The sequence below is a fragment of the Aliiglaciecola sp. genome (assembly GCF_039982535.1).
Classification (GTDB): Bacteria; Pseudomonadota; Gammaproteobacteria; order Enterobacterales; family Alteromonadaceae; genus Aliiglaciecola.
The window spans coordinates 174,528-198,550 of the sequence record NZ_JBDWYG010000045.1 but is presented as its reverse complement, the minus strand read 5'-3'; the positions used below and the strand labels follow the sequence as shown (position 1 = coordinate 198,550).

29 protein-coding genes are annotated in these 24,023 nt (G+C 40.6%); 7 read left to right on the top strand and 22 right to left on the bottom strand.

Going from position 1 to position 24,023, the window contains the following annotated elements; translation table 11 throughout:
• Positions 1–149 precede the first annotated feature (149 nt).
• Positions 150–2,969 carry an XrtA/PEP-CTERM system TPR-repeat protein PrsT gene (gene prsT / locus ABJV04_RS14930; protein ID WP_348492370.1) on the top strand — a complete coding sequence of 940 codons (2,820 nt, stop codon included), beginning with the start codon at positions 150–152 and terminating at the stop codon, positions 2,967–2,969.
• Here prsT and ABJV04_RS14925 read toward each other — a convergent pair.
• The 7 genes from ABJV04_RS14925 to ABJV04_RS14895 all read right to left on the bottom strand — a co-directional run bounded on the left by ABJV04_RS14925 (position 2,955) and on the right by ABJV04_RS14895 (position 6,389).
• Positions 2,955–3,203 carry a hypothetical protein gene (locus ABJV04_RS14925; RefSeq protein WP_348492369.1) on the bottom strand — a complete coding sequence of 83 codons (249 nt, stop codon included), beginning with the start codon at positions 3,201–3,203 and terminating at the stop codon, positions 2,955–2,957. The two genes, prsT and ABJV04_RS14925, sit on opposite strands and share 15 nt — an antisense overlap.
• Positions 3,204–3,250: 47 nt before the next feature.
• Positions 3,251–3,703 (bottom strand): 50S ribosomal protein L9, encoded by a 453-nt coding sequence (gene rplI / locus ABJV04_RS14920; RefSeq protein WP_348492368.1) that lies wholly within the window; start codon positions 3,701–3,703, stop codon positions 3,251–3,253.
• A gap of 28 nt (positions 3,704–3,731) precedes the next feature.
• Positions 3,732–3,959 (bottom strand): 30S ribosomal protein S18, encoded by a 228-nt coding sequence (gene rpsR / locus ABJV04_RS14915; protein WP_008843478.1) that lies wholly within the window; start codon positions 3,957–3,959, stop codon positions 3,732–3,734.
• An 11-nt stretch (positions 3,960–3,970) separates the two neighbouring features.
• Positions 3,971–4,393 (bottom strand): 30S ribosomal protein S6, encoded by a 423-nt coding sequence (gene rpsF / locus ABJV04_RS14910; RefSeq protein ID WP_348492367.1) that lies wholly within the window; start codon positions 4,391–4,393, stop codon positions 3,971–3,973.
• A gap of 195 nt (positions 4,394–4,588) precedes the next feature.
• Positions 4,589–5,113: a hypothetical protein gene (locus tag ABJV04_RS14905; protein WP_348492366.1), complete on the bottom strand. Its 525-nt coding sequence runs from the start codon at positions 5,111–5,113 to the stop codon at positions 4,589–4,591.
• A gap of 38 nt (positions 5,114–5,151) precedes the next feature.
• A complete protein-coding gene (locus ABJV04_RS14900; RefSeq protein ID WP_348492365.1) occupies positions 5,152–5,895 on the bottom strand; it encodes a hypothetical protein in 744 nt (247 codons plus the stop codon).
• Positions 5,892–6,389: an RNA polymerase sigma factor gene (locus ABJV04_RS14895; RefSeq protein ID WP_348492364.1), complete on the bottom strand. Its 498-nt coding sequence runs from the start codon at positions 6,387–6,389 to the stop codon at positions 5,892–5,894. The genes ABJV04_RS14900 and ABJV04_RS14895 overlap by 4 nt, the downstream gene beginning before the upstream one ends.
• Before the next feature lie 132 nt (positions 6,390–6,521).
• Here ABJV04_RS14895 and ABJV04_RS14890 point away from each other — a divergent pair, with 132 nt between their 5' ends.
• Positions 6,522–7,886: a S8 family serine peptidase gene (locus tag ABJV04_RS14890; protein ID WP_348492363.1), complete on the top strand. Its 1,365-nt coding sequence runs from the start codon at positions 6,522–6,524 to the stop codon at positions 7,884–7,886.
• A gap of 22 nt (positions 7,887–7,908) precedes the next feature.
• Here ABJV04_RS14890 and ABJV04_RS14885 read toward each other — a convergent pair whose 3' ends face one another.
• The 4 genes from ABJV04_RS14885 to ABJV04_RS14870 form a co-directional block, all read right to left on the bottom strand.
• Positions 7,909–8,838: a hypothetical protein gene (locus ABJV04_RS14885; protein ID WP_348492362.1), complete on the bottom strand. Its 930-nt coding sequence runs from the start codon at positions 8,836–8,838 to the stop codon at positions 7,909–7,911.
• A 70-nt stretch (positions 8,839–8,908) separates the two neighbouring features.
• Positions 8,909–9,751 (bottom strand): hypothetical protein, encoded by an 843-nt coding sequence (locus ABJV04_RS14880; RefSeq protein ID WP_348492361.1) that lies wholly within the window; start codon positions 9,749–9,751, stop codon positions 8,909–8,911.
• A gap of 108 nt (positions 9,752–9,859) precedes the next feature.
• Positions 9,860–10,744, bottom strand: a complete 885-nt coding sequence (locus ABJV04_RS14875) for a DMT family transporter (RefSeq protein ID WP_348492360.1) — start codon at positions 10,742–10,744, stop codon at positions 9,860–9,862.
• Between the two features lie 27 nt (positions 10,745–10,771).
• Positions 10,772–13,633 carry a hypothetical protein gene (locus tag ABJV04_RS14870; protein WP_348492359.1) on the bottom strand — a complete coding sequence of 954 codons (2,862 nt, stop codon included), beginning with the start codon at positions 13,631–13,633 and terminating at the stop codon, positions 10,772–10,774.
• A 528-nt stretch (positions 13,634–14,161) separates the two neighbouring features.
• Between ABJV04_RS14870 and ABJV04_RS14865 the strand changes: the two genes are divergently transcribed.
• The 4 genes from ABJV04_RS14865 to ABJV04_RS14850 are packed head-to-tail and all read left to right on the top strand — an operon-like array spanning position 14,162 to position 16,457.
• Entirely contained in the window at positions 14,162–14,797 is a 636-nt protein-coding gene (locus ABJV04_RS14865; protein ID WP_348492358.1) for a TonB family protein, read from the top strand.
• Between the two features lie 28 nt (positions 14,798–14,825).
• Positions 14,826–15,386: a sigma-70 family RNA polymerase sigma factor gene (locus tag ABJV04_RS14860; protein WP_348492357.1), complete on the top strand. Its 561-nt coding sequence runs from the start codon at positions 14,826–14,828 to the stop codon at positions 15,384–15,386.
• Positions 15,379–15,993: a hypothetical protein gene (locus tag ABJV04_RS14855; protein ID WP_348492356.1), complete on the top strand. Its 615-nt coding sequence runs from the start codon at positions 15,379–15,381 to the stop codon at positions 15,991–15,993. Before ABJV04_RS14860 ends, ABJV04_RS14855 begins: the two co-directional genes overlap by 8 nt.
• Before the next feature lie 5 nt (positions 15,994–15,998).
• Positions 15,999–16,457 (top strand): hypothetical protein, encoded by a 459-nt coding sequence (locus tag ABJV04_RS14850; protein ID WP_348492355.1) that lies wholly within the window; start codon positions 15,999–16,001, stop codon positions 16,455–16,457.
• A 26-nt stretch (positions 16,458–16,483) separates the two neighbouring features.
• On the opposite strand, the gene ppk2 is transcribed toward ABJV04_RS14850, so the two are convergent.
• From ppk2 to ABJV04_RS14795, 11 genes are all read right to left on the bottom strand, one after another.
• On the bottom strand, positions 16,484–17,257 hold the full coding sequence (gene ppk2 / locus ABJV04_RS14845; RefSeq protein WP_348492354.1) for a polyphosphate kinase 2: 774 nt from the start codon (positions 17,255–17,257) through the stop codon (positions 16,484–16,486).
• A 62-nt stretch (positions 17,258–17,319) separates the two neighbouring features.
• Complete coding sequence (locus ABJV04_RS14840; RefSeq protein WP_348492353.1) at positions 17,320–17,532, bottom strand: hypothetical protein; 213 nt, start codon at positions 17,530–17,532, stop codon at positions 17,320–17,322.
• A 97-nt stretch (positions 17,533–17,629) separates the two neighbouring features.
• Entirely contained in the window at positions 17,630–18,046 is a 417-nt protein-coding gene (locus ABJV04_RS14835) for a GFA family protein (RefSeq protein WP_348492352.1), read from the bottom strand.
• 125 nt (positions 18,047–18,171) lie between these two features.
• Positions 18,172–18,831, bottom strand: a complete 660-nt coding sequence (locus ABJV04_RS14830) for an NAD(P)H-dependent oxidoreductase (RefSeq protein ID WP_348492351.1) — start codon at positions 18,829–18,831, stop codon at positions 18,172–18,174.
• A 63-nt stretch (positions 18,832–18,894) separates the two neighbouring features.
• Complete coding sequence (locus ABJV04_RS14825) at positions 18,895–19,335, bottom strand: OsmC family protein (RefSeq protein ID WP_348492350.1); 441 nt, start codon at positions 19,333–19,335, stop codon at positions 18,895–18,897.
• Positions 19,336–19,405: 70 nt separating this feature from the next.
• Positions 19,406–19,996 (bottom strand): class I SAM-dependent methyltransferase, encoded by a 591-nt coding sequence (locus ABJV04_RS14820; protein WP_348492349.1) that lies wholly within the window; start codon positions 19,994–19,996, stop codon positions 19,406–19,408.
• Between the two features lie 95 nt (positions 19,997–20,091).
• Positions 20,092–20,382 (bottom strand): hypothetical protein, encoded by a 291-nt coding sequence (locus ABJV04_RS14815; protein ID WP_348492348.1) that lies wholly within the window; start codon positions 20,380–20,382, stop codon positions 20,092–20,094.
• A 210-nt stretch (positions 20,383–20,592) separates the two neighbouring features.
• On the bottom strand, positions 20,593–21,213 hold the full coding sequence (locus ABJV04_RS14810; protein ID WP_348492347.1) for a MarC family protein: 621 nt from the start codon (positions 21,211–21,213) through the stop codon (positions 20,593–20,595).
• Positions 21,214–21,298: 85 nt separating this feature from the next.
• Positions 21,299–21,613, bottom strand: a complete 315-nt coding sequence (locus ABJV04_RS14805) for a hypothetical protein (RefSeq protein ID WP_348492346.1) — start codon at positions 21,611–21,613, stop codon at positions 21,299–21,301.
• 147 nt (positions 21,614–21,760) lie between these two features.
• Positions 21,761–22,219, bottom strand: a complete 459-nt coding sequence (locus ABJV04_RS14800; protein WP_348492345.1) for an isoprenylcysteine carboxylmethyltransferase family protein — start codon at positions 22,217–22,219, stop codon at positions 21,761–21,763.
• A 52-nt stretch (positions 22,220–22,271) separates the two neighbouring features.
• Positions 22,272–22,700 (bottom strand): Rrf2 family transcriptional regulator, encoded by a 429-nt coding sequence (locus ABJV04_RS14795; RefSeq protein ID WP_348492344.1) that lies wholly within the window; start codon positions 22,698–22,700, stop codon positions 22,272–22,274.
• A 119-nt stretch (positions 22,701–22,819) separates the two neighbouring features.
• Between ABJV04_RS14795 and ABJV04_RS14790 the strand changes: the two genes are divergently transcribed.
• On the top strand, positions 22,820–24,022 hold the full coding sequence (locus ABJV04_RS14790; protein ID WP_348492343.1) for an NnrS family protein: 1,203 nt from the start codon (positions 22,820–22,822) through the stop codon (positions 24,020–24,022).
• Position 24,023 lies beyond the last annotated feature (1 nt).

Here is a 24,023-nt window from a genome sequence, read left to right as displayed (position 1 = left end):
GTTACTAAGAGCCCGTTTAGATAACGGGCTTTTTTATATCTTGCGTATACTCTTTCGGGTTTTTAAATTATCTAGTTCAAGGTATATTAAACTCAGCATTTTTCGTACAAATAACCCCTTGGCTGCCCATTGCCAGTGCCAGAGATCCCATGAAAAGACATCATTTAAAATTCCTTTATGAGAAACTTAATTACATCGTTTTAGTTTCCGCTTGTTGCTTCACTCAAATTGTTAGTGCAAACAACTCAGATTACGAAAAAGCCCTTGCTAACTATGCACAAGGACAATACGAAGAAGCCTACATACACGTTAAAAATACCCTGCAAAAGAATCCAAATGATTTGTCTGCCAAAATTTTACTAAGTAAATTGCTGGTAAAAAACAAACTCTATGAAGATGCAGAAAAAGAGATTAGTGAAGCCATAACTGCTCGTGTTGATATTAATCTAGTGTTTGCGGATTGGGCAGAAACATTACTTAATTTAAAAAAGTACAAACAACTAGTTGAGCTCGACTACTCTGGAAGGTTATCCAAAGAAAACCAAATGGAATGGAACGCCTATCAAGCTGCAGCTTGTATTAATTTGCTAGATTACCAGTGCTCCAATCAGCTTTATCAACAAAACCTAAACATTGATAACTCGCATATTGCGTCTATTAATGGCTTGGTGACCATAGCCTTGATTGAGAAAAACTACCCGCAAGTTGAAAAGTTAATCGATAGAGCTATGGCTGTATCCTCTGAAAACGCCGAAACCTGGCGCTTGAAAGGGCAACTAGCACGTGCTCAAGGAAATATTAATCAAGCCATAACATTCTTGAATAAAGCCCTTGAAATAAATCCTACAGAGCCAGCAATAGCACGAAACTTGGTTGACGCATATATTGCCAGTAACGACCTTGATAAAGCGTTTTCTCTATCCGATAAGTTATTAGTAGAATCACCCAATGACTTGTATGTGCAATTTGCGCGGAATTGGTTAGCCGTTAAAACCGCCAATGAAAGTGATGGCTATAAGCAAATGCAAGTATTGGCAAATCGACTTAACGGCTTACCTAGATATTTGATTGATGAGTATCCAACCTTTTCTTATTTACGCGGCACAGTTTCATTTTTACTTGGGCAATACCAAAGCGCTAGAGACGACTTAGCAGAATACAACTTACGTTCCGGTGGAGAGTTTCAATCTGCCTACCTATTAGCAAAAACCTACTCCGCCCTTTACGACTTTGATGCTGCATTAGAAGTATTTGAAAAGTATCAGCGACAAACATTCAACAACCTTTCTCAGTCTTTGTTTTTAGGCGGCTTATATTTAGTTAACCATAAGCCTCATAGAGCAGTGGCTTTATTGGAAAGGCTAGAAGACGATTTTTCTGAACAGGTGGAATATAAACTATTTGCTGTTCAAGTAGCCATTGCGCGCGGTAAAAGCGAGCTCGCCTTAGCGGACTTAGACCGTTTGTTGACTGCCTATCCGGAAAACAAAAAAGTTCTTGTGGAACACTGCATGGTAAATATGGAGGCAAAGCGTCTTAATCTAGCAAATATCAGCTTAGCTAAACTCAAAGATTTAATGCCCAACGATGTTGATGTTAAAAACCTGAATACCGCAATGCTTATCATGCAGGGCCAAGATTTGCAGGCTATGGATGCTATCGAAAATGTGCTGACTCAGAACCCTGAATCTTATTCAGCACTATACAACCTTGCAACGGTGCAAACCCGCTTGAAAAAATACCCAGAAGCACTGCTGACATTAGAGAAGTTGCTCGATATCAATACCAGCGATATTGCGGTTAAACTTAGACTCGCCAGAATTAATTTAGCAATGTTTAATACGGATAAAGCAACAAACCTTTATCAATCAATACTAAAGCAAGATATAAACAATTTACAGGCAATGGAAGGCTTACTGCAAATAAACGAGACTCAGGGGAAATACACTCCAGCGCTGCGATTAGCACAAAGCCTGCAACGCTTACAGCCTCGTTATGCTCTTTACGTATTGAAAGAAGCACAGCTATTGATAAAGTTAAAAGACAAAGACAAAGCCTTAAGAGCTATTAAAAAATATGACAGCCTGATTGAAAAAACAGCCTTTAACTTGTTAGCGTTAAGTCAATTATATTTAGCTGTAAATGAAGAAGCCAAAGCCTTGGTAGCAATCGAGCAAGCTCATAAATTAAAACCGACAGACATAGACTTACACTTACAGTGGGTGTCTCAACTTATCACTCAAAATGAGCTTATTGAAGCCGAAAAACAACTTAAGGTCTTGGCTCAAAGCACGCCAAATAATCCTGATGTATTGTTGAAGTTTGGTGAGTTGAATGATGCAAAAAAACAGTACGATATTGCCAAACAGTACTATTTGAAAATAATAGAAATAGATGACCAATATGAATTAGCCCTTGCCAAACTTTATGCTCATGTTGCCAATGGATTATCAAAGAACGAATTTTTAACGACAATTAACCGCATAGTAAACACTTACCCTAGTCGCTACTTCCCTCGCAGTTTGTTAGCCCAGTACCACTTTTACTATGGACAAGCTTCTATCGCTATCGAACAATATGAGTACATTCTAGTTAACAATAATATGCCGAATAAAGCGGCTCTGCTCAATCGCTTAGCATATTTATACTTACCCACAGATTTAAACAAAAGTGCAGATTACTCTTTTCAAGCCATGGAACTCGACAGTACCAATGTCAACATTCTGAGCAACTACGGTTGGATACTAGCCAAGCAGGGCAATTATGAACAAAGCATCACCGTACTTCGAAACGCCATGACAAGAGATGCCAGCAACCCAAACCTTAAATATCATCTCGCCTTCACCTTAGCGAAGTTAAATAAAACCAAACAAGCAGTGAGGCTATTGAACGAAATTTTAGATTCGAAGGTGTATTTCACCGAAAAAGCGAATGCAGAAGAACTACTAACAGAATTAAACGAAGTTTGATATTTGTAGAACGGGCTTTAGCCCGTTGGAAACACACCTTAACCCATGGGCTGAAGCCCATGCTACATATCTAAAACCAAACCTATCACGCTGGAAAATAACTGTAGGACGGGCTTTAGCCCGTTGAAAACACACCTTACCCCATGGGCTGAAGCCCATGCTACATATATAAAACCACGCCAAAATACCTGTAGGACGGGCTTTAGCCCGTTGGGGGGATTTTTCTTTGGGCATAAAAAAACCTCGCCGGAGCGAGGTTTTTAAGTCTATAAATCTAAGATTTATGCTTCTTGGATGATAACCAATTTAACAGTGGTCATTACATCTGAGTGCAACTGTAAGTCAATTTCAAACTCGCCAGTTTCACGCAAAGTACCAGTAGGCAATTTCACTTCAGATTTAGCAACTTCAACGCCAGCAGCAGTGATTGCATCAGCAATATCACGAGTACCAACTGAACCGAAAAGCTTACCTTCTTCACCAGCTGGAGAAGCAATAGTTACTTCACCAAGCTCAGTGACTTTAGCAGCGCGAGCTTCAGCAGCAGCTAAAGTTGCTGCAATGCTTGCTTCTAGTTCAGCACGTTGTGCTTCAAACTTTTCTACATTTGCTTTAGTTGCAGGAACTGCTTTTTTCTGAGGAAAAAGGAAGTTACGTGCATATCCTGATTTTACAGTGACAGTGTCACCCAAGCCGCCCAGGTTGGCGATCTTGTCTAGTAGAATGATTTCCATCTTTGCTACCTCTTAATTACGCCAACGATTACTTGTGAGAATCAGTATATGGAAGCAATGCTAGGAAGCGCGCGCGCTTGATAGCAGTTGACAACTGACGCTGATATTTAGCGCTAGTTCCAGTGATACGGCTTGGTACGATTTTACCACTTTCAGTGATATAGTTTTTCAGCAAAGCGATGTCTTTATAATCGATCTGGACAACACCTTCAGCTGAGAAACGGCAAAATTTACGACGTCTAAAAAAACGAGCCATTGTCTGTCTCCTTATGCTTTGTCTTCAGTGCTAGCAGACTCTACAGCTGCAGCAGGTGCTTCTTCTTGCTTTTCAGTGCGTTCCTGACGACGGTCGTCACGACGATCATCACGACGCTCTTCTTTCGCCATTGGAGACTGTTCAGTTTCAGCTCCTTTGGTACGCATAACAAGGTTACGCAGAACAATATCATTAAAACGGAAAGCAGTTTCTAGCTCTTCAATTGCTTCTGCAGTCGCTTCAGCATTGATTAGTACGTAGTGTGCTTTATGCAATTTTTCGATTGGGTATGCCAATTGACGGCGGCCCCAGTCTTCTAAACGGTGGATTGTTCCGCCGTCGTTCGTGATGATTCCGGTATAACGTTCAATCATACCTGGAACTTGTTCACTTTGGTCAGGGTGGACCATAAACACGATTTCGTAATGACGCATTGTTGCTCCTTACGGTTGTAGCCTCTTACAGCTCAGCTAAACTGTGTTGAGACAAGGAACTAAAGGTGATAGCTGATTTAAGCGCGCGAATTGTATATAAAGCCGACACTTAAGGCAACACTTATTTCATAAGAAAGTGATGGGGGTTATGCCGCCATCACTTTTGTCCTTAAAGCCGATTCAATTACGCTGCAATTAGTCCCTATGCGATTTGTCTATTAAATTGTCGATGACATCTTGTGCGCTATAGGCTTCTTCGTTAAGTTTCACCCCTTTACCCATGCGAATATCTAAAATAGTGTGAACTTCTTTACGTTCATTACCAGACCCAGCAGCGATAGTCATATCAATCTCCGTCGACGGACGATGGTAGCTATTACAGGTAAGCAATCCACAGTCACGCTCGAGGTGTCGTTGATGACTCACTCCCAACGAGGATGCAGGTTGGTAGGCTTCAGACTCCACAAAGGTCTCTTTGCTGGTTACCACAAACCAATCATAACCTTGCTGCTGAGTTAATTGAGCTGATCTCAGTAGCGCAAAGTCTGACGCATCGGCGACACTTCTGGAATAACTTTTGAACTGCACTCGGTAACGGTCATCTGTAATTTTTTGTTCACTGTAACCAACTGAACCGTTTTGTGCGGCACGATAATCAGGTTTTGAAGCACAGCCTGATAACAAAAGTACGATTGATAAAAACATCATGATAGATTTCATATTTCACCTCTTTTGGATTAAACCAATTTTGTCTGTATTTATTTATTCACTAACCAATTATTGGCAATAGCTTGCTGCTCTTGGGTTTTGTCCATAGCTGAACCGTCTATAAGTTGATCAATTACTGCATCTAACTCCTGCTCACTTGAGGCAGTTTGATAATCCTCGCTATTCCCTTGCCCAGAATTAGAATGTTGTGCTTCGATATGCCAACCAGTAGCTTGTTTGCAGGCGATACTGGTACTGCTATTTTCATCTGTAGCCATTTGATATTGACGACACAACTGCCCTTGGTGATTAGCAAAACTAAGTTGAGTTTTCACCGCTAAGCCATTCTCAGTAAACGTGGTTTGGCCACTGACTGTGGTATCTAAAATACCGGCAATCTCCGTTGAAACACTTGAGTTTGGCGTTTCTTGATTCAGGGTTAATAAACCAACAGCAGCAACCAAGGCCACCCCAGCCGCAATCGAATAAGGTAATTTGAAAGCCGGTTTATGCTTTTTCCATTTAGACATCTGAACAACATTGTCTTGCACGGGTTGCGCACCAGAACCTTGTTTAGCATCTATTTGCTGGGCCAGTTCAGTTAATCTTTGCGGCACTGGTTGTTGGTCAATTTGCTGAGCATTTTCAACTACCCACTGATCAACCTGGGATAATTGTGCCAAGCGCATGACTAACTCATCATCGGTTTCGAGGGCTTGACGAACCTGTTCCATTTCTTCCTGGTTCAGCTCGGCATCCAAAAAACCACTTAATTTTTCGTCGCTGATAATCATGCGTTTTCCCCTAACGTTTGCGGTTTAACTAAATTTAGTAAGGTATTTCGAGCCCTAGATAATCGACTCATTACCGTACCGACGGGAATTTCCATTGTCGACGCCACATCCTTATATGACATGCCCTGTAACGCCACTAATGACAAAATCGAGCGTTGGTCGGTGGGCAAGGTATCCATTGCAGAATTCACTGTAGTCAATAGCTCTTGAGCTTCATGTTGCTCTTGTTGCTTGTGATGCTCTTCCGTTTGTTCTTGCAACTCTGGTACTTGGGTCGCATTTTGTCTCACTTTACGTGAGCGATATTCATCGATCCAAACGTTACGACAGACTTTAAACGCCCATTTGAGAGTTTCCACATCGTCTGGCACACCTTTACTTAAGATTCGTTCGAACGTTGCCTGTACTAAATCATCTGCGTCGGCACTACTACCAGTCAATGAATAGGCAAAACGCCTCAACATGGGTATGATATTTTCAAAGGATTCATTCATGGTTTTTCTCTTGTTTTCTCTCTCATTTATAAAGAAGACGAATGAGCCAAGATTTTATTCCAAAAAAAATGAAATTTATTTTTAGCTGAAACGTTAACTGTTCAAGTTTAGTCTTTTCAGTAAGAGGTCTGCATGACACTGCAAAAATTCACTTTAGTTAGTTTTCTGGCTTTTAGCCATCTAACATCCGCACAAATTATTAATACCAAAGGTATTGTAAAGCAAATTGATAGTGTTGAACGAAGCGTTGAGCGGATTGAGAGTCAAGTCAGCCAAAAGGTTATGGATCGCCCTTTTGCGTTAAGCACTCTTCCTCCTGTTGACGAACTGGTTACCGAGTCTCTTACGTTACTTCCAAAAACCTTAGCCATAGGGGAAAACTTGGGGAAACCTATCTTTGTGGAAGTGGAAACAGAGGATGGTTGGCGCGCGATCCAAAATCAATGGGTGGTATTAGCCAATCCACAAACGAAACAAAACCTATTAGCTTTAGGTGCCTTCATCAATGCTGAAACGAATTACTCGGGGCTTGGACTTTCATTGTTGCGTTTCACTGTGCCTGAATCTTTAGACTCGAAACAGGCGCTAGCGAAACACTTGCCAGAACAGACCTTAGGAACCTTAGATCGTAATCATATTTATCAAGCGCAAACTGCTGCCCCACAAGCACAGTCGTCTTTCACCGGTCAAAATCTAGAAAACAGCCCAAGTAAAGCCTTGTGCGACACCCCAGTCAAAATAGGCATGATAGACAGTGGGATTGACCAACAGCATGGAGCATTCGCCGAGGCCAGCATCATCGCAAAATCATTCTTAATTGATGATTTATCCTCGCCCCAGGCACATGGTACAGCTGTGGCCAGTGTACTGGTGGGCAACTTAGGTCCATTGACCCCCTTACTTAGCCACGGAAAAGTCTATTCAGCTGAAGTATTTTATCGACAATCTGATTATTCCCAAGGTGCAACTTTAGATGCCATGATTTCAGCCTTGAACTGGTTAGTGGAAGAACAGATAAAGGTTGTTAATATGAGTTTGGCCGGGCCTCCCAATAAAATGTTAGCCACCATTGTTAAAGCCGCTAATCATCAGGGAACCATCATTGTGGCAGCAGCAGGTAATCAAGGCCCTGCTGCACCAGAGCTTTATCCTGCGGGGTATCCAGAAGTGATTGCGGTGAGCGCTTTTGATAAGCTACAGCAACCTTACCGCTGGTCAAATCGCGGTGACTATGTAGATTATTCGGCTTTGGGCGTGAATGTAGTAACCGCGCAAGTAAAGCGGGGATTGGGCAAAGAGTCGGGGACATCCATGGCAGCTCCAGTGGTCTCGGCGGCGTTAACCTGTTTGTTAGCAGAATCAGACCATCTAAACTCAATTGATCGTCAGGCAATTTTAACCTCCCTTTCAGACCTAGCGGTTGATTTAGGTCCAAAAGGCAGGGATCCCATTTATGGAATTGGCGGAATTGTAAGAAATACAGGGAAAAGCAATTAAGGTAATAAATTTACTCACCACCTTAGAAGCTATAATTTAAACCTAAACTGGCTACATTTTGTTGGTAACTTAAGTTTTCCATTTTCGATTTATAATTACCATGCTCTAACTCGGTCACAATAGATAAATTGTTGAGAATAAACATTTCCCAGTTGGCTTGAATAACTTGCCTAATTTCGTCTCGCTCTAAATTATAACGGGCTTGGAATTCAGACACTTCCACTGAGTCATAGTCTTTATACTGATATCGCCAACCTAGACCGACTTTAGACGACAACCCAAAGATATCGAATTTATGGGTTAGCTTAGTATTCAAACCCATTCCCCAGTAATTAAACTGGTTATCTTCAGCACTTTCTTTTTCAGCACTTAGTCCAATCAGCAACATTGTTTTAGCGTTATTCATAAAGTGAAATAGATCGGCTGATGCATTAAATCCAGTGGCGTCCCTTTGCGTAAGTTCGGTAAATGCTTTATTTTTCAGGTTCAAACTCCCACGCAGAAACGTCTCTGGTTGCAGGAACTTACCGACATACACACTCAGCTGTTGAAAGTCTAAGAAGGTGCCAGCGGGTAAACGGGCCTTAGCGCCATCAAAACGTAACCCAAGTTCAACTTGGCTAAACTTATAGCTGCTATCTAGGCTGAATTGATGCAAATCTAAATCATATTGTGAATACTCATTGTAACGTTGTTGATTGTAAGCATAGCGACTTGTGATTTGTGCTTTTGGGTTTATCTGCCACTTCCCTTGTAACATCCCACCCAGTGTATGCCCGTTATCGCTTTGGTTAGATACATCGTCCAATTCATCCACACTCAATGCAGAATTATGAGTCAGACCAGCTTCAACTTCACCGCTTAGGTTAAACTCGGACTGATTGCCAGCGAAAACCAAAGAGCTGGTTGCACAAACTAATACGCAGGTAATATTTCGAATTGATATTTTCATATTTTGACCACCGATAATACATAAAGGACGCCGGCAAATCGCCGGCGTATACTTGCAGGGTTAAGAAAGGTTAGATACCTAGGTCTAAATCATTGCTGATTGTGTTAAGCACTTCGCTAGTTGCCGCAGTGGCCACTTCAGTATTAATTTGCTCAGTTACAAGAGCACTAATTTGACCGTTTACTGTTTGCGACACTGAACTTTGCGCATTACTTGCAATACTATCTGCAATAGTCGTATTCACAGTTTGTCCAATCACTTGAGAGGTTTGGCTGGCAACATCGATTATCGCAACTTGTTGCACGCTGCTTTCAAGGTTTGTGGCCAGCTCAGATGCACTGCTCAAAGCAACCGTATTTTCAAGGGTGGACACGGCATCAAATTCTGATGCTAAAGCAGATTCAGCTAACAATGTTCCATCGTCAGTTGCCGTTTCTTGCAATTCTTCACTCTCATTTACTGAGTCAGTGCTTTCAAGTTCGGCGTTTTCTACTTCTGAGCTTCCCAAAAGGGCTACTGTAGACACTGCAGATAAGGATTGATTGAGTGCGATAGCGCTGGAATTACTTACAGTCGAGCTTAGCCCTTCAGTGGTGCTAACTAGTGTGGTATTGAGATTGGCACTTTGAGTAGCAAGCATATCTGCGCTGCTTTGAGCACTAGATTCGGCTTGTTGTTGTTCTGAGGTCGTATCGCTATCGGCTTGAACCGAAGCACTGCCATCAGCGGAAGTGTTTGATTCAGCTGAGACATCAGTAGAACCTTCATCGGTATCAGTTTGTTGAGAAACTTGGCTTTGATTAGATAACTGAATGTCATGGCTAACTTGTACATCGGCAGCCAAAGTAACAGTGCTTACGTGAGCCGCACCAACAAGTACCATTAGGTTTAAAATTTTATTTAGCTTAGTCATCTTCGTTTCCTCGTGTTTATGTTAATGACACTTGGATAACGAATAAGAAACGAAATTATTCCATAAAAACTAAACTAATTTAATCAACTCTCCACAACAAGGTGCTTGCTAAAGATGTTCTAAGCCCACCAACACACCAACACCTATTAACGCAATGATTGACCAAATAGTTGTCTTGCCACTCACTTTTTCCCCCAGTATTTTGGCTACTATTAGGGATAGAATTACACTCATGGCAAACAAGGTTTGCACAACTGCCGCCTTGGTATAAGTGAAGGCAACCATTTGTAAATACAAAGCAGCAAATGTACCTATTACGGTGGCACCAGTAAAAAATAGCCAGGTGCGTTTGACATTATCGGTAGTAGGCAACCACTTTTGTTTGGTTATAAACATCAAAATAACGATGATACCTAAACCACCAATTAATCGAATTTGACTGGCATTGAAGGCATCAATTCCAGTAGAGGTCAGAATATCTCGACTGACAACCGCCCCAACGGCTTGGCATAAGGCGGCAAGACCAGCATAAATATAACCACTTAATTCAAATGCCTCAAAACTGGAACGCTTTTGGATCTTAATGATCATATCCACTGAAAATAAGACTAAGGCTATACCGCACCATTGCTGCCACGTCAGCCACTCGGCTATCCACGCCATAGCCAGTAATGCAGTGAAAATAGGTGCTAAGGTTTCGGCAACTAGGATTGACTGACTATCACCAATTTTATTTAATGCTTGAAAGAAAAAGGTATCCCCCAAGCCGATGCCTATAACACCACTAAATAGCAGCCATAACATGGTCGAGTTGGACACTGAGACTTGAGGAAGAAAGAACTGCGTAATTACCAGCAAAATGCCAATTGCAGCCAAGCCTTTCCATAGATTTAATGCTAAAGGCGAAAAGTTTTTGCCTAATATTCGAAACATACGTGCTGCAACGGCCCAGCACAAAGCGGTGCTAAGAGCAGCAATTTCACCTATCATCATATTTTTGGAGTACTTCTAATTGATTATTTATTGTGACGTGAATTCTCGAATTTGTTTGCGCACAGTGTCACGCAACCCATCAAGATCTTTATTTAACCACATTTCTTGGGGTACTTGTTGCCATAATCGCTCTAATTTTTCTAAATGACGGTGAAAACTATAATACTCTAGTGCTGCGATCAACAGTTGTGGTTTCAATAATTCGTCAGATTGCATGATATCAAAACTCACCTCTTTGCCAGACAAAGTCGCTAAACGAACTTTCCACTTAATCGCAGCATCGTCATTAGCATTGGTCACGACTTGGCTTGCAGATACAAAGCCCTGCTGATTGCCATTCTCATGGTGCAATCTAGCTAACCAATATTGACGTTCGAAGAAGGCATTTTGCCACTGCCCCATTAAACCCGCTGAGGTATCTGCAACTTTCCTATAGCTAGCTTCAAATAGTGCATTAGCTTTGTGTGAATTACCCGTTAACATTGCTATTTTGGCTAATCCTGCATCACTAAATGCATATAGATAACGCCATTGAATATCAGCATTTTCAGCTACCATGCCTTTAGCACAAGCTACTTTAAGGTCGTTGAGCACTGCTTCAGCCTGTTTATACTGACCAACTAGCATGTTTTCATTAGCCAATTTCCATAAGGAATATGCAGCCGCCATTGCATTGGCAGGAGAGCTTTGTTTTTTATTAATTAAACTTCTTAATCTTTGCTCGCCTTTATTCATCTCTAGGGATTCAGCGATTTTTAATTCCGAATAATACTTATTAGCCAACCATGTATAGGCGCTAGCTGCCTCTAAGAGATCGTTCACATGAGCTGCTGCTCTGCCTTTTTCGGTAAATTTCACAGCTTCAAAAAAGCTTTGACTAGCACTTTCTAACTGTCCTCGTTGGGCAGCGATTTTAGCTAAGTTTGCATACGCTCTAGAAAGCTCTATTTTGGCGATTGGACTATCGGGCTGCAATTCAACTAAGTCAAAAGCATTCGCTTGGTAGAATAAAAAATACTGCTCAGCTTTTTGCACATCGCCGGCACGCAAATGTGTCATCGCAATCCAGTAGTTCGCATGAGCCAACTCCAATACATAAGTGAATCCATTTGGATGGATCTCTACCAGTTCAGTATCCAATTCTAGGGTTTTATTAAATGCATCTAAGGCACCTGAATACTGTCTGTTTTCCAGATAAACTTTTCCTAATTTGAAAAACGTTTGGCTACGACTCAATTTAGCAGCGGTGGAGTCATCTTTCGGCGTTACCGTACTTAAATATTGCAAAGAGCGTTCTGAACTATCTTGGATTAAATCTAATCTTCCAATCGCCTCTAATTTTGCGCTTTCATCAATAAGAAACTCTATTAATTCATGACTTTCAACCAATTTAGCTTCCGCAATTTTTTGTTTTACTTTAGCGTCGTACGCATTATTCACCATAAAACCAAAAATCATTAATAGAACTATTGCCAAGCCAAATCCAACCCGATATTTGAGACTTGCGCGTTTAACCGAGGCGTGGATCATCGCTCTCAACGTTGAACTTATGGCTCCACCTTGTTTAAGAATCGACTTCCCTTCCTCTAATGACTTACCCGGCGCAAGTAAATAAGCTGAAGGCCTAGTGGCACTTTTCCACTCTGAAGCTTGAGCTTCTAACTTGTTTTTTAACTCGAGCTTTTTTTGATGATTATCTAGGGTTTCACTCAATCGAGGCCAATTAGAAAATAAACAATCATGTACTAAACTAATATAGATGTTTCCATCAATAGCCTTTTCACTCGTCATAATGCCAATTGCTTCAAAGGCATCGACAAGCTCTTTGCCATTATGACTTTTGTATAAATCGTCAGCTTTGACCCAAATCCTTTCATACTGGCCTTTTGAACATAATACAGCTAGGCGACTTATTATCCGTTGAAAGTGTCTTTTATTAGAACGATCCAAGCTTTCGAAGGTTTGCTCGGTCATTTTTGCTATAGCTCGCTCTAGACCTCCTAAATTTCGGTAGGTTGAATAATTAATCAGACCATTTTGCGAACGATTTTGATGGAGGTGAAATAAAACAAATTGTAATAACGGTAAGCTATCTGGGAATTCATAGGCACGCTGAGCAATGTATTCATCTAAACTAACTTGCTCGCCATTTGCCTGCTCAAATTTTAAATGTTTGGCAGGCTCTGGTGACACCATTTTTTTAAGTTGATTTAATGTGGGAGGTAAAACATCAAGTTGTCCCCCATTTTGTTTTAATCTCAGCAGCGCGGGATAATCGGATAGGGTATGGTAAAAATCACTGCGTAAAGTCGCTACCACAAGAATACCGCAATGGATAACCAATCCGGCCAAGATGTCAGTGAAATATCGACGCTCCGTGTACCCTAAAGAGTCAGTTAAAAATAATCGCTCAAGTTGCAAGATACCAATTGCTAGTTTTTTATCCGCAGGCCAAGACTCCACTTTTTGTTTCATCAACTGCAAGAATTTATCAGGTTGCTGTTTGCACATTTTAACTAACGCATTAATTTCTTCGTTAGCCACAATTGATTGTTCAGAGCTATCGGATAAAGCCGAGATAAGAGACTTAAAGGGATCGATACTCAAGTTGCAAGGAGTAATAATAGTAGAACGAAACTCTACTTTACCGTCAGCGAACTGCAGTTCGTCTAATTTTGGGAAAATACCTGCTTGTAAAAGACTCGACTTACCAGCTCCGCTTTTTCCGAGCAGCAATAGAAAGGGTTGGGATGATTGAGCTTTATGCTGAAGTTTTGACAGCGCTTGTTGAATTCCATCCTCTCTTCCTTGAAAGTTATCTGCATCCTTAATCTCAAAGGCATTTAATCCAACGAACGGGTTATCATTATTACGGTGATTTGATTCCAAAATCGACATCCTAATCTAGCAAAATTTTTGCAGCTTCATACTGGCGTGCACGCTTAACTGCTACTCACTTTATGGCTGTGCCTAAAGTTCCCTAATACCATCAAAAGTTAACATAACTGCGTAATCTGCTGGTCTAAATATAGATAAAAACGATGTCTACTATATAGAACAACAAATTTAGCATTTATTGTATGTTTTATCATCATTAAATTATTAAACTAAGACCCTGAAAAAAGTGAAATTTATCTATCGTCTAAACGAGTTGCCTAGATTTAAGAACCTATTATTAAAGACAAGCCATCATTGACTACTGTAACTGCGACCAAACCGAAGTCGTCACTTTCATTTTCACCTATATCACCCTTAGATGTTAGTTTAATGTAAATGCATTTGCTGGGAAGTACAATTTAAAACTACCTTATTGGCAGAGATTGAAACGTCTTCCTAAACATATTTTTTTAAATTTTTAACCCCGTTGCTATTTCTGATTCGTTTAGTCTTTAAACCTATCAAGTAACAGGAAGAAATATGCAAAGTGTTATGCTTTATAGACCCAATTACTCACATCTTAAAATATCCGCTTGTGTGGTAATTGCTGCCATTATTACTTTTAGTTTATTTGTAATAATGCAAAAACTGATAGCACAAAATGCGGATTACATTGCCCCGCCAACAGCAGGTGTTTTTGTGGATCCGGTTTTTAACACCCAAGACAGTCAAGCCATAGAAAAAACCAAGTTGAAGCCCATTGAACCTCCTAAGTTAATGCCACAAACTATTCAACCTAAGGAAATGTTAGAGCCTAATGAGAGCAACCTAATCGCCGACTTTAAAGTTGAAGTCCCTACTCAGGAAATCACCCAAGACAATCAATTTTTATCCATTCAAGATGCTGAAACCACGCCTATGGTGCGAATTTCACCGAAATACCCTGCCCATGCAGCAAGGGACGGTATTGAAGGTTGGGTAAAACTACAATTTAATATTGATGCAAGTGGTGCGGTGCAAAACATACAAATTATTGATGCCCAGCCTAAACGAACCTTTGAGCGAGAAGCTCGGAAGGCGTTAAAAAAGTGGAAATACAGACCACAAATAGTTGATGGTAAACCCACTGAGCAGACAGGTTTAGAAGTTGTGTTAGACTTTAAATTAGAAAGCTAACTTTTTTCACAGCCACAAAGGATGTTGTGTGAGTATCACTTTAGCGATTAAATCTTTGTTCTCAATTAGCCATTCAAACGAGTGGCTAATAGTACGCTTTGCCCAAAGCGGTGATAAAAAACTCTTTGAGCAGCTTTATGATAACTGTGGAGATGACCTTTATCACTTTTTAGTCACTCAATCAGACATACATTTAGCAAAAGATATTAGCCAACGTACCTGGTTAAAAGTTTTTGAAAAACCTCACTTATATAAAGAATCTGGACGATTTAATGCATGGCTATTTACGGTTGCTAGAAACATTTTAGTTGACGAGTTTAGGCGCACAAATCGTTGTGAGTCATTAACTGATAAGCCGTTGGAACAGTTAAAAACCGCCTTTGACTTTGCGGATCCTATTGAGACTATTTTTGACAAAATATTAATGTCTTTGCCCTTTGAACAACGAGAAAGCTTCTGTCTACAGCAGGAAGGCTTTGGGTTACAGGAAATCGCTGATATAACCGGATGTGGTGTAGAGACGGTTAAAAGTAGAGTTAGATATGCGAAGAATTCCCTTCGCGAAAAATTAGAGAAATATCATGACTAAGCCCAACGAACACGATCAAGGGTCGTCAAAAAAAGCAGAACACTTTGAAACTCGGATATCTGACCTATATCAGCACCGAAAATCTAAGATCCAAGGTACTGCCAGCATGAAGCGTCAATTGATGCAAAGCACCCAGACTCAATCAAGTCTATATGCTTGGTTCCACAACTTTCAACATGGAACCTTTGCTGCCGCAACCATTTTATTAATAGGCTTAGTAGCATGGCAATCTTATGAATGGAAACAATCATCAGATACCCTGCGATATACCTCTGTGGAAATACATAATATAGATGAACAACAGTCGCAGGATTACCAGCATATTAGCCAACAATATCAACAACATTATCAAGATTATCTGCAACAAAAGGCGCTGCTGGCAAGCCACCATCAAAAATCAGCGATACTTACCCAATTTGAAAATGGCTGGGAACTTAGAACCTGTGACCAGGAACTGGTAAAAATATCAAAGCAACTCATTGATACTTTAGAGCAAATGAACCTTATCAATGGCAATTTTAAAACCGGTGATAGTGTAGAAATAGCCTTTAATATTTCGGGTTTGATTGTGGGGATCCACCCTAATAAAACCTTGTTGAAGTGTTAAGCACAATGCCTTCTGCTCCTATCAGTGTTTCTGGCACAGTCATAAAGGGACACCAGGTTGCCTCGGGAAGCGGCACTGACTCTACCTACCCCACAGGCACAATTGAAATGCAGAAGCCGTTTTTTAAAAACTTAGGTTTAGATCTAAGCCAGTGTTTCAATGGCACCCTAAATGTGCAACTTGCCGTTTCTGGGTTCAAAATTCTTCACCCTAGCTTTTGTTTTGAAAACGTAACTTGGGCACAGGGCTTTAACCCAGAAACATTTTCATTTGTTAAATGCCAAATTACATTTCAAGGTCAAAACTATAGTGCATGGGTTTATTACCCTCATCCAGAAACCAAAACCCTGCACTTCCAACAAAGTAACCTAATCGAAATATTGGCGCCTCCCATCGACAATATTCACTACGGAGATCAAATTACCCTAGATTTTCCAGCCCAAAGTATCGAGTTTATGAGCTAAGTAATGGCAAATATCAATGCCACTTTTTAGTTACTGATTTTACCATTATGTAAGTTTTGCGGGGTAAACTGAAACACCACGTTTTCATCAACATCGTTATGCTTATTCAAGTTGTTTTGGTAGTCGATTTCTGACAATAAATGACGAATTACGTTTATTCTAGCCTGTTTTTTATCATCAGCACTCACCACGTGCCAAGGGGTGGTATAACTATGGCTTCGGTTTAACATCTCATTGCGTGCTTCGCTGTACTCATTCCATTTAGCAATGGCTACTTCGTCAATAGGGCTAATTTTCCATTGTTTTAAAGGATTAGTGCGCCTATCTTCTAAGCGGGCAATTTGTTCTTGTTTAGAAATATCCAAATAATATTTCACAATGTGAATGCCAGACTCGATCAACATGCGCTCAAACTGAATGACCATTTGCATAAAATGTTGATACTCGGCTTCAGTACAGAACCCCATCACCCGTTCAACGCCAGCGCGGTTATACCAACTGCGATTCATCAATACCATTTCTTGGGCACTGGGAAGGTGACTCACATAACGTTGGAAATACCATGAGTTCGCTTCGCGATCCGAGGGTTTCCCTAGAGCAACCACTCGAGTATCACGGGGACTTAGATGCTCAGTAATTCGTTTAATAATGCCATCTTTGCCTGCCGAGTCTCGCCCCTCAAAAATAACTAATAGCCGCAAATTATTTTGAATAATATGATTTTGCAGTTTTACCAGTTGAATCTGAAGATCACGCAGCGTACTTTTATACTCTTTTTGGCTTAAGCTAGAAACATTCATGTGGGATCCGTTTTGGCTAAGAACACTTTAATTATAGTGAGTTAATTGGAGTAGACCCCCTATCAGGAGGTTTTTTGCGAGGTAACCGAAGGTTTGTTAATTAAAACAATCAAATATATAAAGGCGACAACTGGAATTAAACCGGATAAGAATCCCATCAAAGCCGTTGTATAAGGGTTCTGACCCTTTTGTTTGCCAAGATAATAACAAATAGCCGCCATAATAAGGGCAAAACCAAAAACAATTTCCCCCAGAAAACTTATATTTATATTCATTTTTATTTCCCTTTAAAAACTAAAACAATGAAGTCCTTTGCTAGAATAGAAAACTCGTGTAATTGATTCAATAACAATACAAAAGCTATCTGTATTCCTATAGTTTTTTAGCAAAATAACTCATTATTTCAGCTCTGCTGAGTTCTTTTGTCTGATTTGAAAAACAATAATAGTCTGGGCGCTGATCACTGAAATACTGCATATCCATGACTAACCCGTCGAGCTTTTCAAAGATGCCAATTGGCATATTATAGTCACCGCTTTGTTTAAACTTAAAAAACAGATGGGTTCCACATTCGCTGCAAAATCCACGGGATGCCCAAGGTGAGGATGCATACATTTTCACTTTATCTTCACCATCAATACTGACTTTTTGTCCGCATTGCACAGCAAAAAATGGCCCACCACCCCAACCTCGACATGAATCACAATGACAAACGGTAAACTTGGGGTTAATTTCACTTGCGGTAATAGTCACCGCCTTGCAAAGACAGCTTGCTGTGGAGCTTAACATCACTAATTATCCTTATTAATTGATTTTCTGGACTGTTCAAAAGCCCATTAACTTACTAATTAAGAGTCAGTCTAAAAGGGATAACCATGCTTCACAAGCAATTATCAATTGCAGAAATGTTCAAATCAAGGTGCATTTCGCTGGGACGGGTTGGTTTTGAAATCCTTCACCATCTTATGGGGATCCACTGCAACTTGATGCTTTTTCGCAGCTTCTGCCCACCAAACTAATTGGTTAAAGGTACGCGCGAAATAATTGAACCATGACGACTGGTCTTCACCGTCTTGTGGGGAGCCATCATCTGCAAAGACCTCTTGGGCTTTAGGTACATGAATCATTGCCGAAACCGGAAGACAACCTAGCTCAGAAAGAAAAGTACGCATGCCCACTGCAGCTCGCATTCCTCCCCATTGCCCAGCAGAATAGGTCACTATTGCACTGGGTTTATAGGAAAACAAAGAGCTTCCAAAGTGGTTGAGTAAGTTAGCTAATGCTGGGCTCATGGAGTGGTTATATTCAGGGCTCACCATGATATACCCATCACAAGATTGTATTTTATCTGCTAGTTCATTCAGCTTAACCGGCGCTTTGCTTCTCAAGTAAGCAAACTGAGGTTTGAAAACTGGTTCCAACGGATAATCCAGCGCATCCACCAACTCAAATTCATGTTCAGTGTAGCGGCTATTTAAACAGGCCAAGCAGGCTTTGCTTACGCGCTCACCAACGCGAGCGGGTTTAGGTGGCGTACTATCGCGAACGGTTCCTAAAAAAACTAAAAATTTCATAGCACAAACTCCCAAAATAAAAAGATAATGCGGCTTAAATGCTTAAAGTCTTTTTACTTTTGTTTATTCATCGCTGAGGACAATCTCGCAATCGATACTGGTGCTACAAGATATGGAGTTACGAATTAAGCACTTTTCATCTGATTTAAACAGCAACCTTTCTGCATTGTCTTTGTTTTCAGTGGCCGGGATCACCAACTTAATTGTTGATTTGACCTTAGTGAATTGAATTTTTCCATCAACTTTGTCCAATTCCCCTGCTGAAGAACACTCAATAGAATGCCATTCCAATTTTGATGCTCTAGCTATGGCTCGAAATGATAATACAAAGCAGTTTGCAATTGAGGCCATAAAAAGATCTTCTGGCGACCATTTGTCGCCCGGGCCACCAAACTGTGACGGTGGCGCAACCGGTATATCGACTAAGTTTTCACATTTAGCATTTAAACTACCAGACACATTGCCTTGAGCAACGACAGTATAACGATGAGGGAAGTCTTGCATTTAGTTAGTCTCCTAATTGTTTGAAATAGCTATCGAAGCCAATCAGTATTGGGAATATCAATGTGACTTATTAGCCTTGTTTAGTCGCTATTACCTGTATCACAGCGCCTTTCCCAGTATGATATTTGCCTTCAATAACGTCTCGTTCAACCTCTTTCAAGTAGTTGAAATTCAGACCTTCTAGATCCGAGAGTATTGATTCTTTGGTCGTCATTGAGTCAATGGACTTTCCACCTCCAGTCCCATGCTGCAATTGCTCGGGCGTGTAGGCTTCTAACAAAAATACGCCGCCAGTTTTAAGCCCTTGCACTGCACTTTTATAGACACGGCTTCGCAATTCAGTGGGTAAAGGACAGAAAATGGAAATAATGCCATCCCATGTACCTCGGCGGATTTCAAATTCGGCTAAATCGGCATGAATAAGTTCGATTTCAACTCCATTCTCTGCAGCCAGAATAGACGCCTTTTCCAACCCTACCGCAGAACCATCAACCGCCGTTACCGAATAGCCTTGTTTGGCCAGAAACACTGCATTTCGTCCCTCACCTTCGGCTAGGCTTAAAATCTTACCTTTTGGCATTACTCGGTATTGCTCAGCTAAAAAACTATTTGGCTGTTTGCCATAAGCATAGTCTTTGTCAGCGTATCTTTCATCCCACATTAGACACCTCGTTATTCACAATAAACGGAAAGAAACCAATGGGCTATTATCCCTTGTCTGTTAACACTAGCCAACAAATGGGGTTGCCTATGTCATCAACTTTGCTTGTTCAGGTTTTCATCATCTGCATCGGGTGGATCACCAGATTCTTCACTGCGTTTTATTTGCTCACGTTTTTGTTTATCTAAACTTTCTGTTGCGGAAGGGGGAATAGGAAATAGGGAAATCAGCGGAAATACCGCTAAAAAAATAAAGGCCCCCTTGGAATTTCTTTTTGCCCACCGAATCAGTTTACTTAACACAATGAAAAGCAGAGGAAACAACAGCAACGCAATAAGTCCAATAACTTCTTTGCGATAACTCCCGAGCTCACTGAGTATTTCCATTTATGTCATTTTCTAATTCCTAACCTAGATAAAATATAAATGGGTGTAAGTAGATAAAATTAAAGGGGTTGTAGATGAATATTTAAGCTTACCGGCCGCTAATCAAAAAGACTGATTACGTTTACCTAAAGCACCTTGCACGGAGAAATTCAAAAGCGTTGGCTTAACGTAACTCAACAAAATGTAGCGCTATATAATCTCGTATTAGACTTATGAGCCCATGGAGCTGATCAAAGTCGTTATGCCCACAATAACCATTTGGGTGCCAATCACGGCTAAAATTAACCCCATTAATCGAGTCACAATACTGAGCCCACTTTCACCGATAATTGACAAAATATTTGAACTGAAAATAAAACAAATAAAAGTTATCAAACATAATACCGCGAAGACCGAAATAGTAATTAAGATCCCGGTCAGACCGCCAGATGCTGCATAATTCATAGCTGTTGCTATTGTTCCTGGCCCAGCTAAAAGTGGCACGGCTAGAGGCGAAACAGCTAAATCAGAATCTTCGTTTTCCTGTGCAGAATGTAATTTTGAGCCTTTGCCGTTGAGCATGTGGTAACCCACAATGAAGACTAAAATCCCGCCGGTAATTCGCAATGCATGAATGGTAATACCAAATAAATGAAAAATAGCTTTGCCAAGTATAGAAAAAGACAAAATCACCAAAAACGTTATTAACAAAGCTTTAAAGGCAATCTTTACTTGTTCTGATTTACTTTTGTCACCCGCTAAGCCAGCAAATGCAGCTGTGTTAGCAATAGGGTTCATAATTGCGAAAAACCCCAGAAAGACGGTAATCAGTTGTGTGTAAATATCGCCCATATAACTACTTCACCCTTAATTAAACAAAAAGCTGTCTATTTTTAGGTTACCACGAACCATCAAACTTTGGGCAGTAGCTCGGCGTTTAATCCTTGCTGATTTGGTATTCCCAAGACACCACTGCAGCGCACAGACCACTTAAAACCGCACTAAGCACACCGACTCCGAAACTAATACCACTTAAGGTCCAAACCCACCCACGGTATCCGGGCGTTGTCATAGAAACAATTAGGCCGTCAGGGTCTCCTTCAACGGTTTGCGGACCGGCAAAAATACTAAAAATAAGCAGGCCGATAGTGGCAATAAAAGCGAGGTTGCTGATGGTGCCGAGTAAACGCACTGTTAGCAATAATGAAAATAAATTTTTAGTTTTAAGCTGAGAATAAGGGTAAAGTTTCATGAAAATCCTTTTAACTATGTTTGAAATATATGACTTACCTAAGTCTAGTCATTTAGCTTAGGTGACAAACCAGTAAAATCAATAAAGAGCTTGGCAAAAAACTATATTAGATCACCCATTGATTGATTTAATCGTCCCATGTCGCGACTAAATCCATCGACGAACCCGCTTACAATATTCTGAATAAAGCCGCCCAAACTTTTTGTTAAGGGCATCTTCTTCGGGCTTAATCTGGTACTGATTTATATAAATAATAAATATTGGGATAAATATAAAAGAGGTAAAATTTTTTAGCAACAGCCACCAGCATAGGATTAGACATAGAAATCCTAAATACATGGGATTGCGGCTAAATTTATAAATCCCAGTATCAACTAAACGTTGAGATTTATGCGGGTTTCGAGGATCCACAGTAGTGTTGGCTTTGCGAAACTCAAAAACCCCGAAAAAAGCAATGCATGCCCCGCCCAAACCGAGTAAAGCTGTCAGAATTAAATGGATACTATTGGTAATATTGAACTGAGCAAATGGCCATACAATAGCGCTAACTTGCATTAAGCTGCCTGTTGAAATTACAACTATTAGAGGAGGTATTGTTAATTTCATTCAGTTAATTCCTGTCGCGTAAAATAAGCCCGATAACTATTATAAATTAGGTTTACGAAACCGATATTTTCAACAAGGATTTTTGTTCGTCGACTAATAAGTCACTTAAATAATAGCCCCGTAAGCTAGTGACAAAGGCTTGAGTGGCATCAGCAAATATGCCCTTTAATTTGCAGGCAGGGGAAATACAGCAAGGGGGTTTATTGCACTCAACCACTTGCATGGTGTTTTCCAATAGCAGTACCATTTCAGCAATATTTATTTTTTCAGCAGGCAGATTTAAAAACACCCCGCCCCCCTTCCCTCTTTGAGTTTGAATGACTTTTGCTTTACCCAACTGATGTACAATTTTATTTAGATTATTTCGAGAAATAGCATAGGTTTGACTAATTTCATCAATACTTGCCTTGCGACCGGCGGGTAACAAGGCTAAATAAATAAGTGTACGTAAGCCATAGTCGGTATATCGAGTTAATTGCATTTTTGCGCGCCTAAAAATGATTAGAGTAAGTATAGAATTGACACCCCCATATGATACTTTTAATATGCACCTTATAAAAGATACATTTTAAAAGTACCTTATAAGGTTAACTGCCAACAATGAATATTTCCGAGCCAAAAGTTGAACAAGCCATACCCGCCATTTGGCGACAAGCATTTAGACCGTTATTTTTAATGGGGAGTATTTTTGCCATCTTTAGTATGGTGATTTGGGCATTAGTGTTAACTGGAAACATTTCGATTTCACCCTACGGCGGTGTATATTTTTGGCATGCCCATGAAATGCTATTTGGTTTTGTCGCTGCCATTATTGTTGGTTTTCTATTAACCGCGGTGCAAAACTGGACGGGGCTACGAGCTACCCATGGAAAGTCGTTAATCGCACTGTTTACATTGTGGTTAGCAGGCCGTTTGTTGCTTTTCATTAACCCAATATCCTATCAGTGGTTAACGGCCATTGTAGACATCAGCTTTTTAGTTTTAGCCGCCATATTTATGGGGCAATTAGTATTAAAGGTAAAACAATATAGAAACCTGATCTTCGTTCCCGTGTTGATATTACTGGTGGCCGGTAACCTTCTCACTCATTGGTCGGTGTTAGCTCAACAACCTGAGTATTATCGATGGGGTGCTCATAGCACTGTGATGACGATTACCCTTATCATCAGCATTATCGCGGGACGCGTGTTTCCCATGTTCACTGCAAATGGAACAAAAACTGAAAAAGTCGCCAACCTAGCTTGGCTGGAAAAAGCGGTAATTGGCGTAACATTAACGATAGCTTTATTATACCTAACTAACCTATCCAGCTATTTGCCTAAAACAGTTATCGCATGGGTATTTGGATTTGCAGCACTTTGCCATAGCATTCGTGCAATACGCTGGCGCCCTCAGGTAACCTTTGGCACTCCTTTAGTTTGGTCGTTACATTTGGCCTATTGGTTTGTACCTATTAGTTTGGCTTTGTTTGCCCTGTATTTTGCCGGTGGCAATATATCTGCATCAACCGCTTTACATGGTTTAACCGCTGGGGCGATTAGTTCAATCATATTAGCTATGATCGCGCGAATTTCCTTAGGCCACACAGGCCGAGCACTGCAACCCCACTGGAGTATGAAGATTGCATTTGTATTGATTATTTTAGCGGGGATCAGTCGCCTAGCAGTTCAATATCTACAAGCATACATCAGTGTAAATATGTATTTGGTTGCAGCGATATTTTGGGTGCTTGCCTATTTGATTTACGTGCTTGGCTATTGGAAAATTTTGACTAGCCCTAGACCTGATGGTCGCCTAGGCTAAT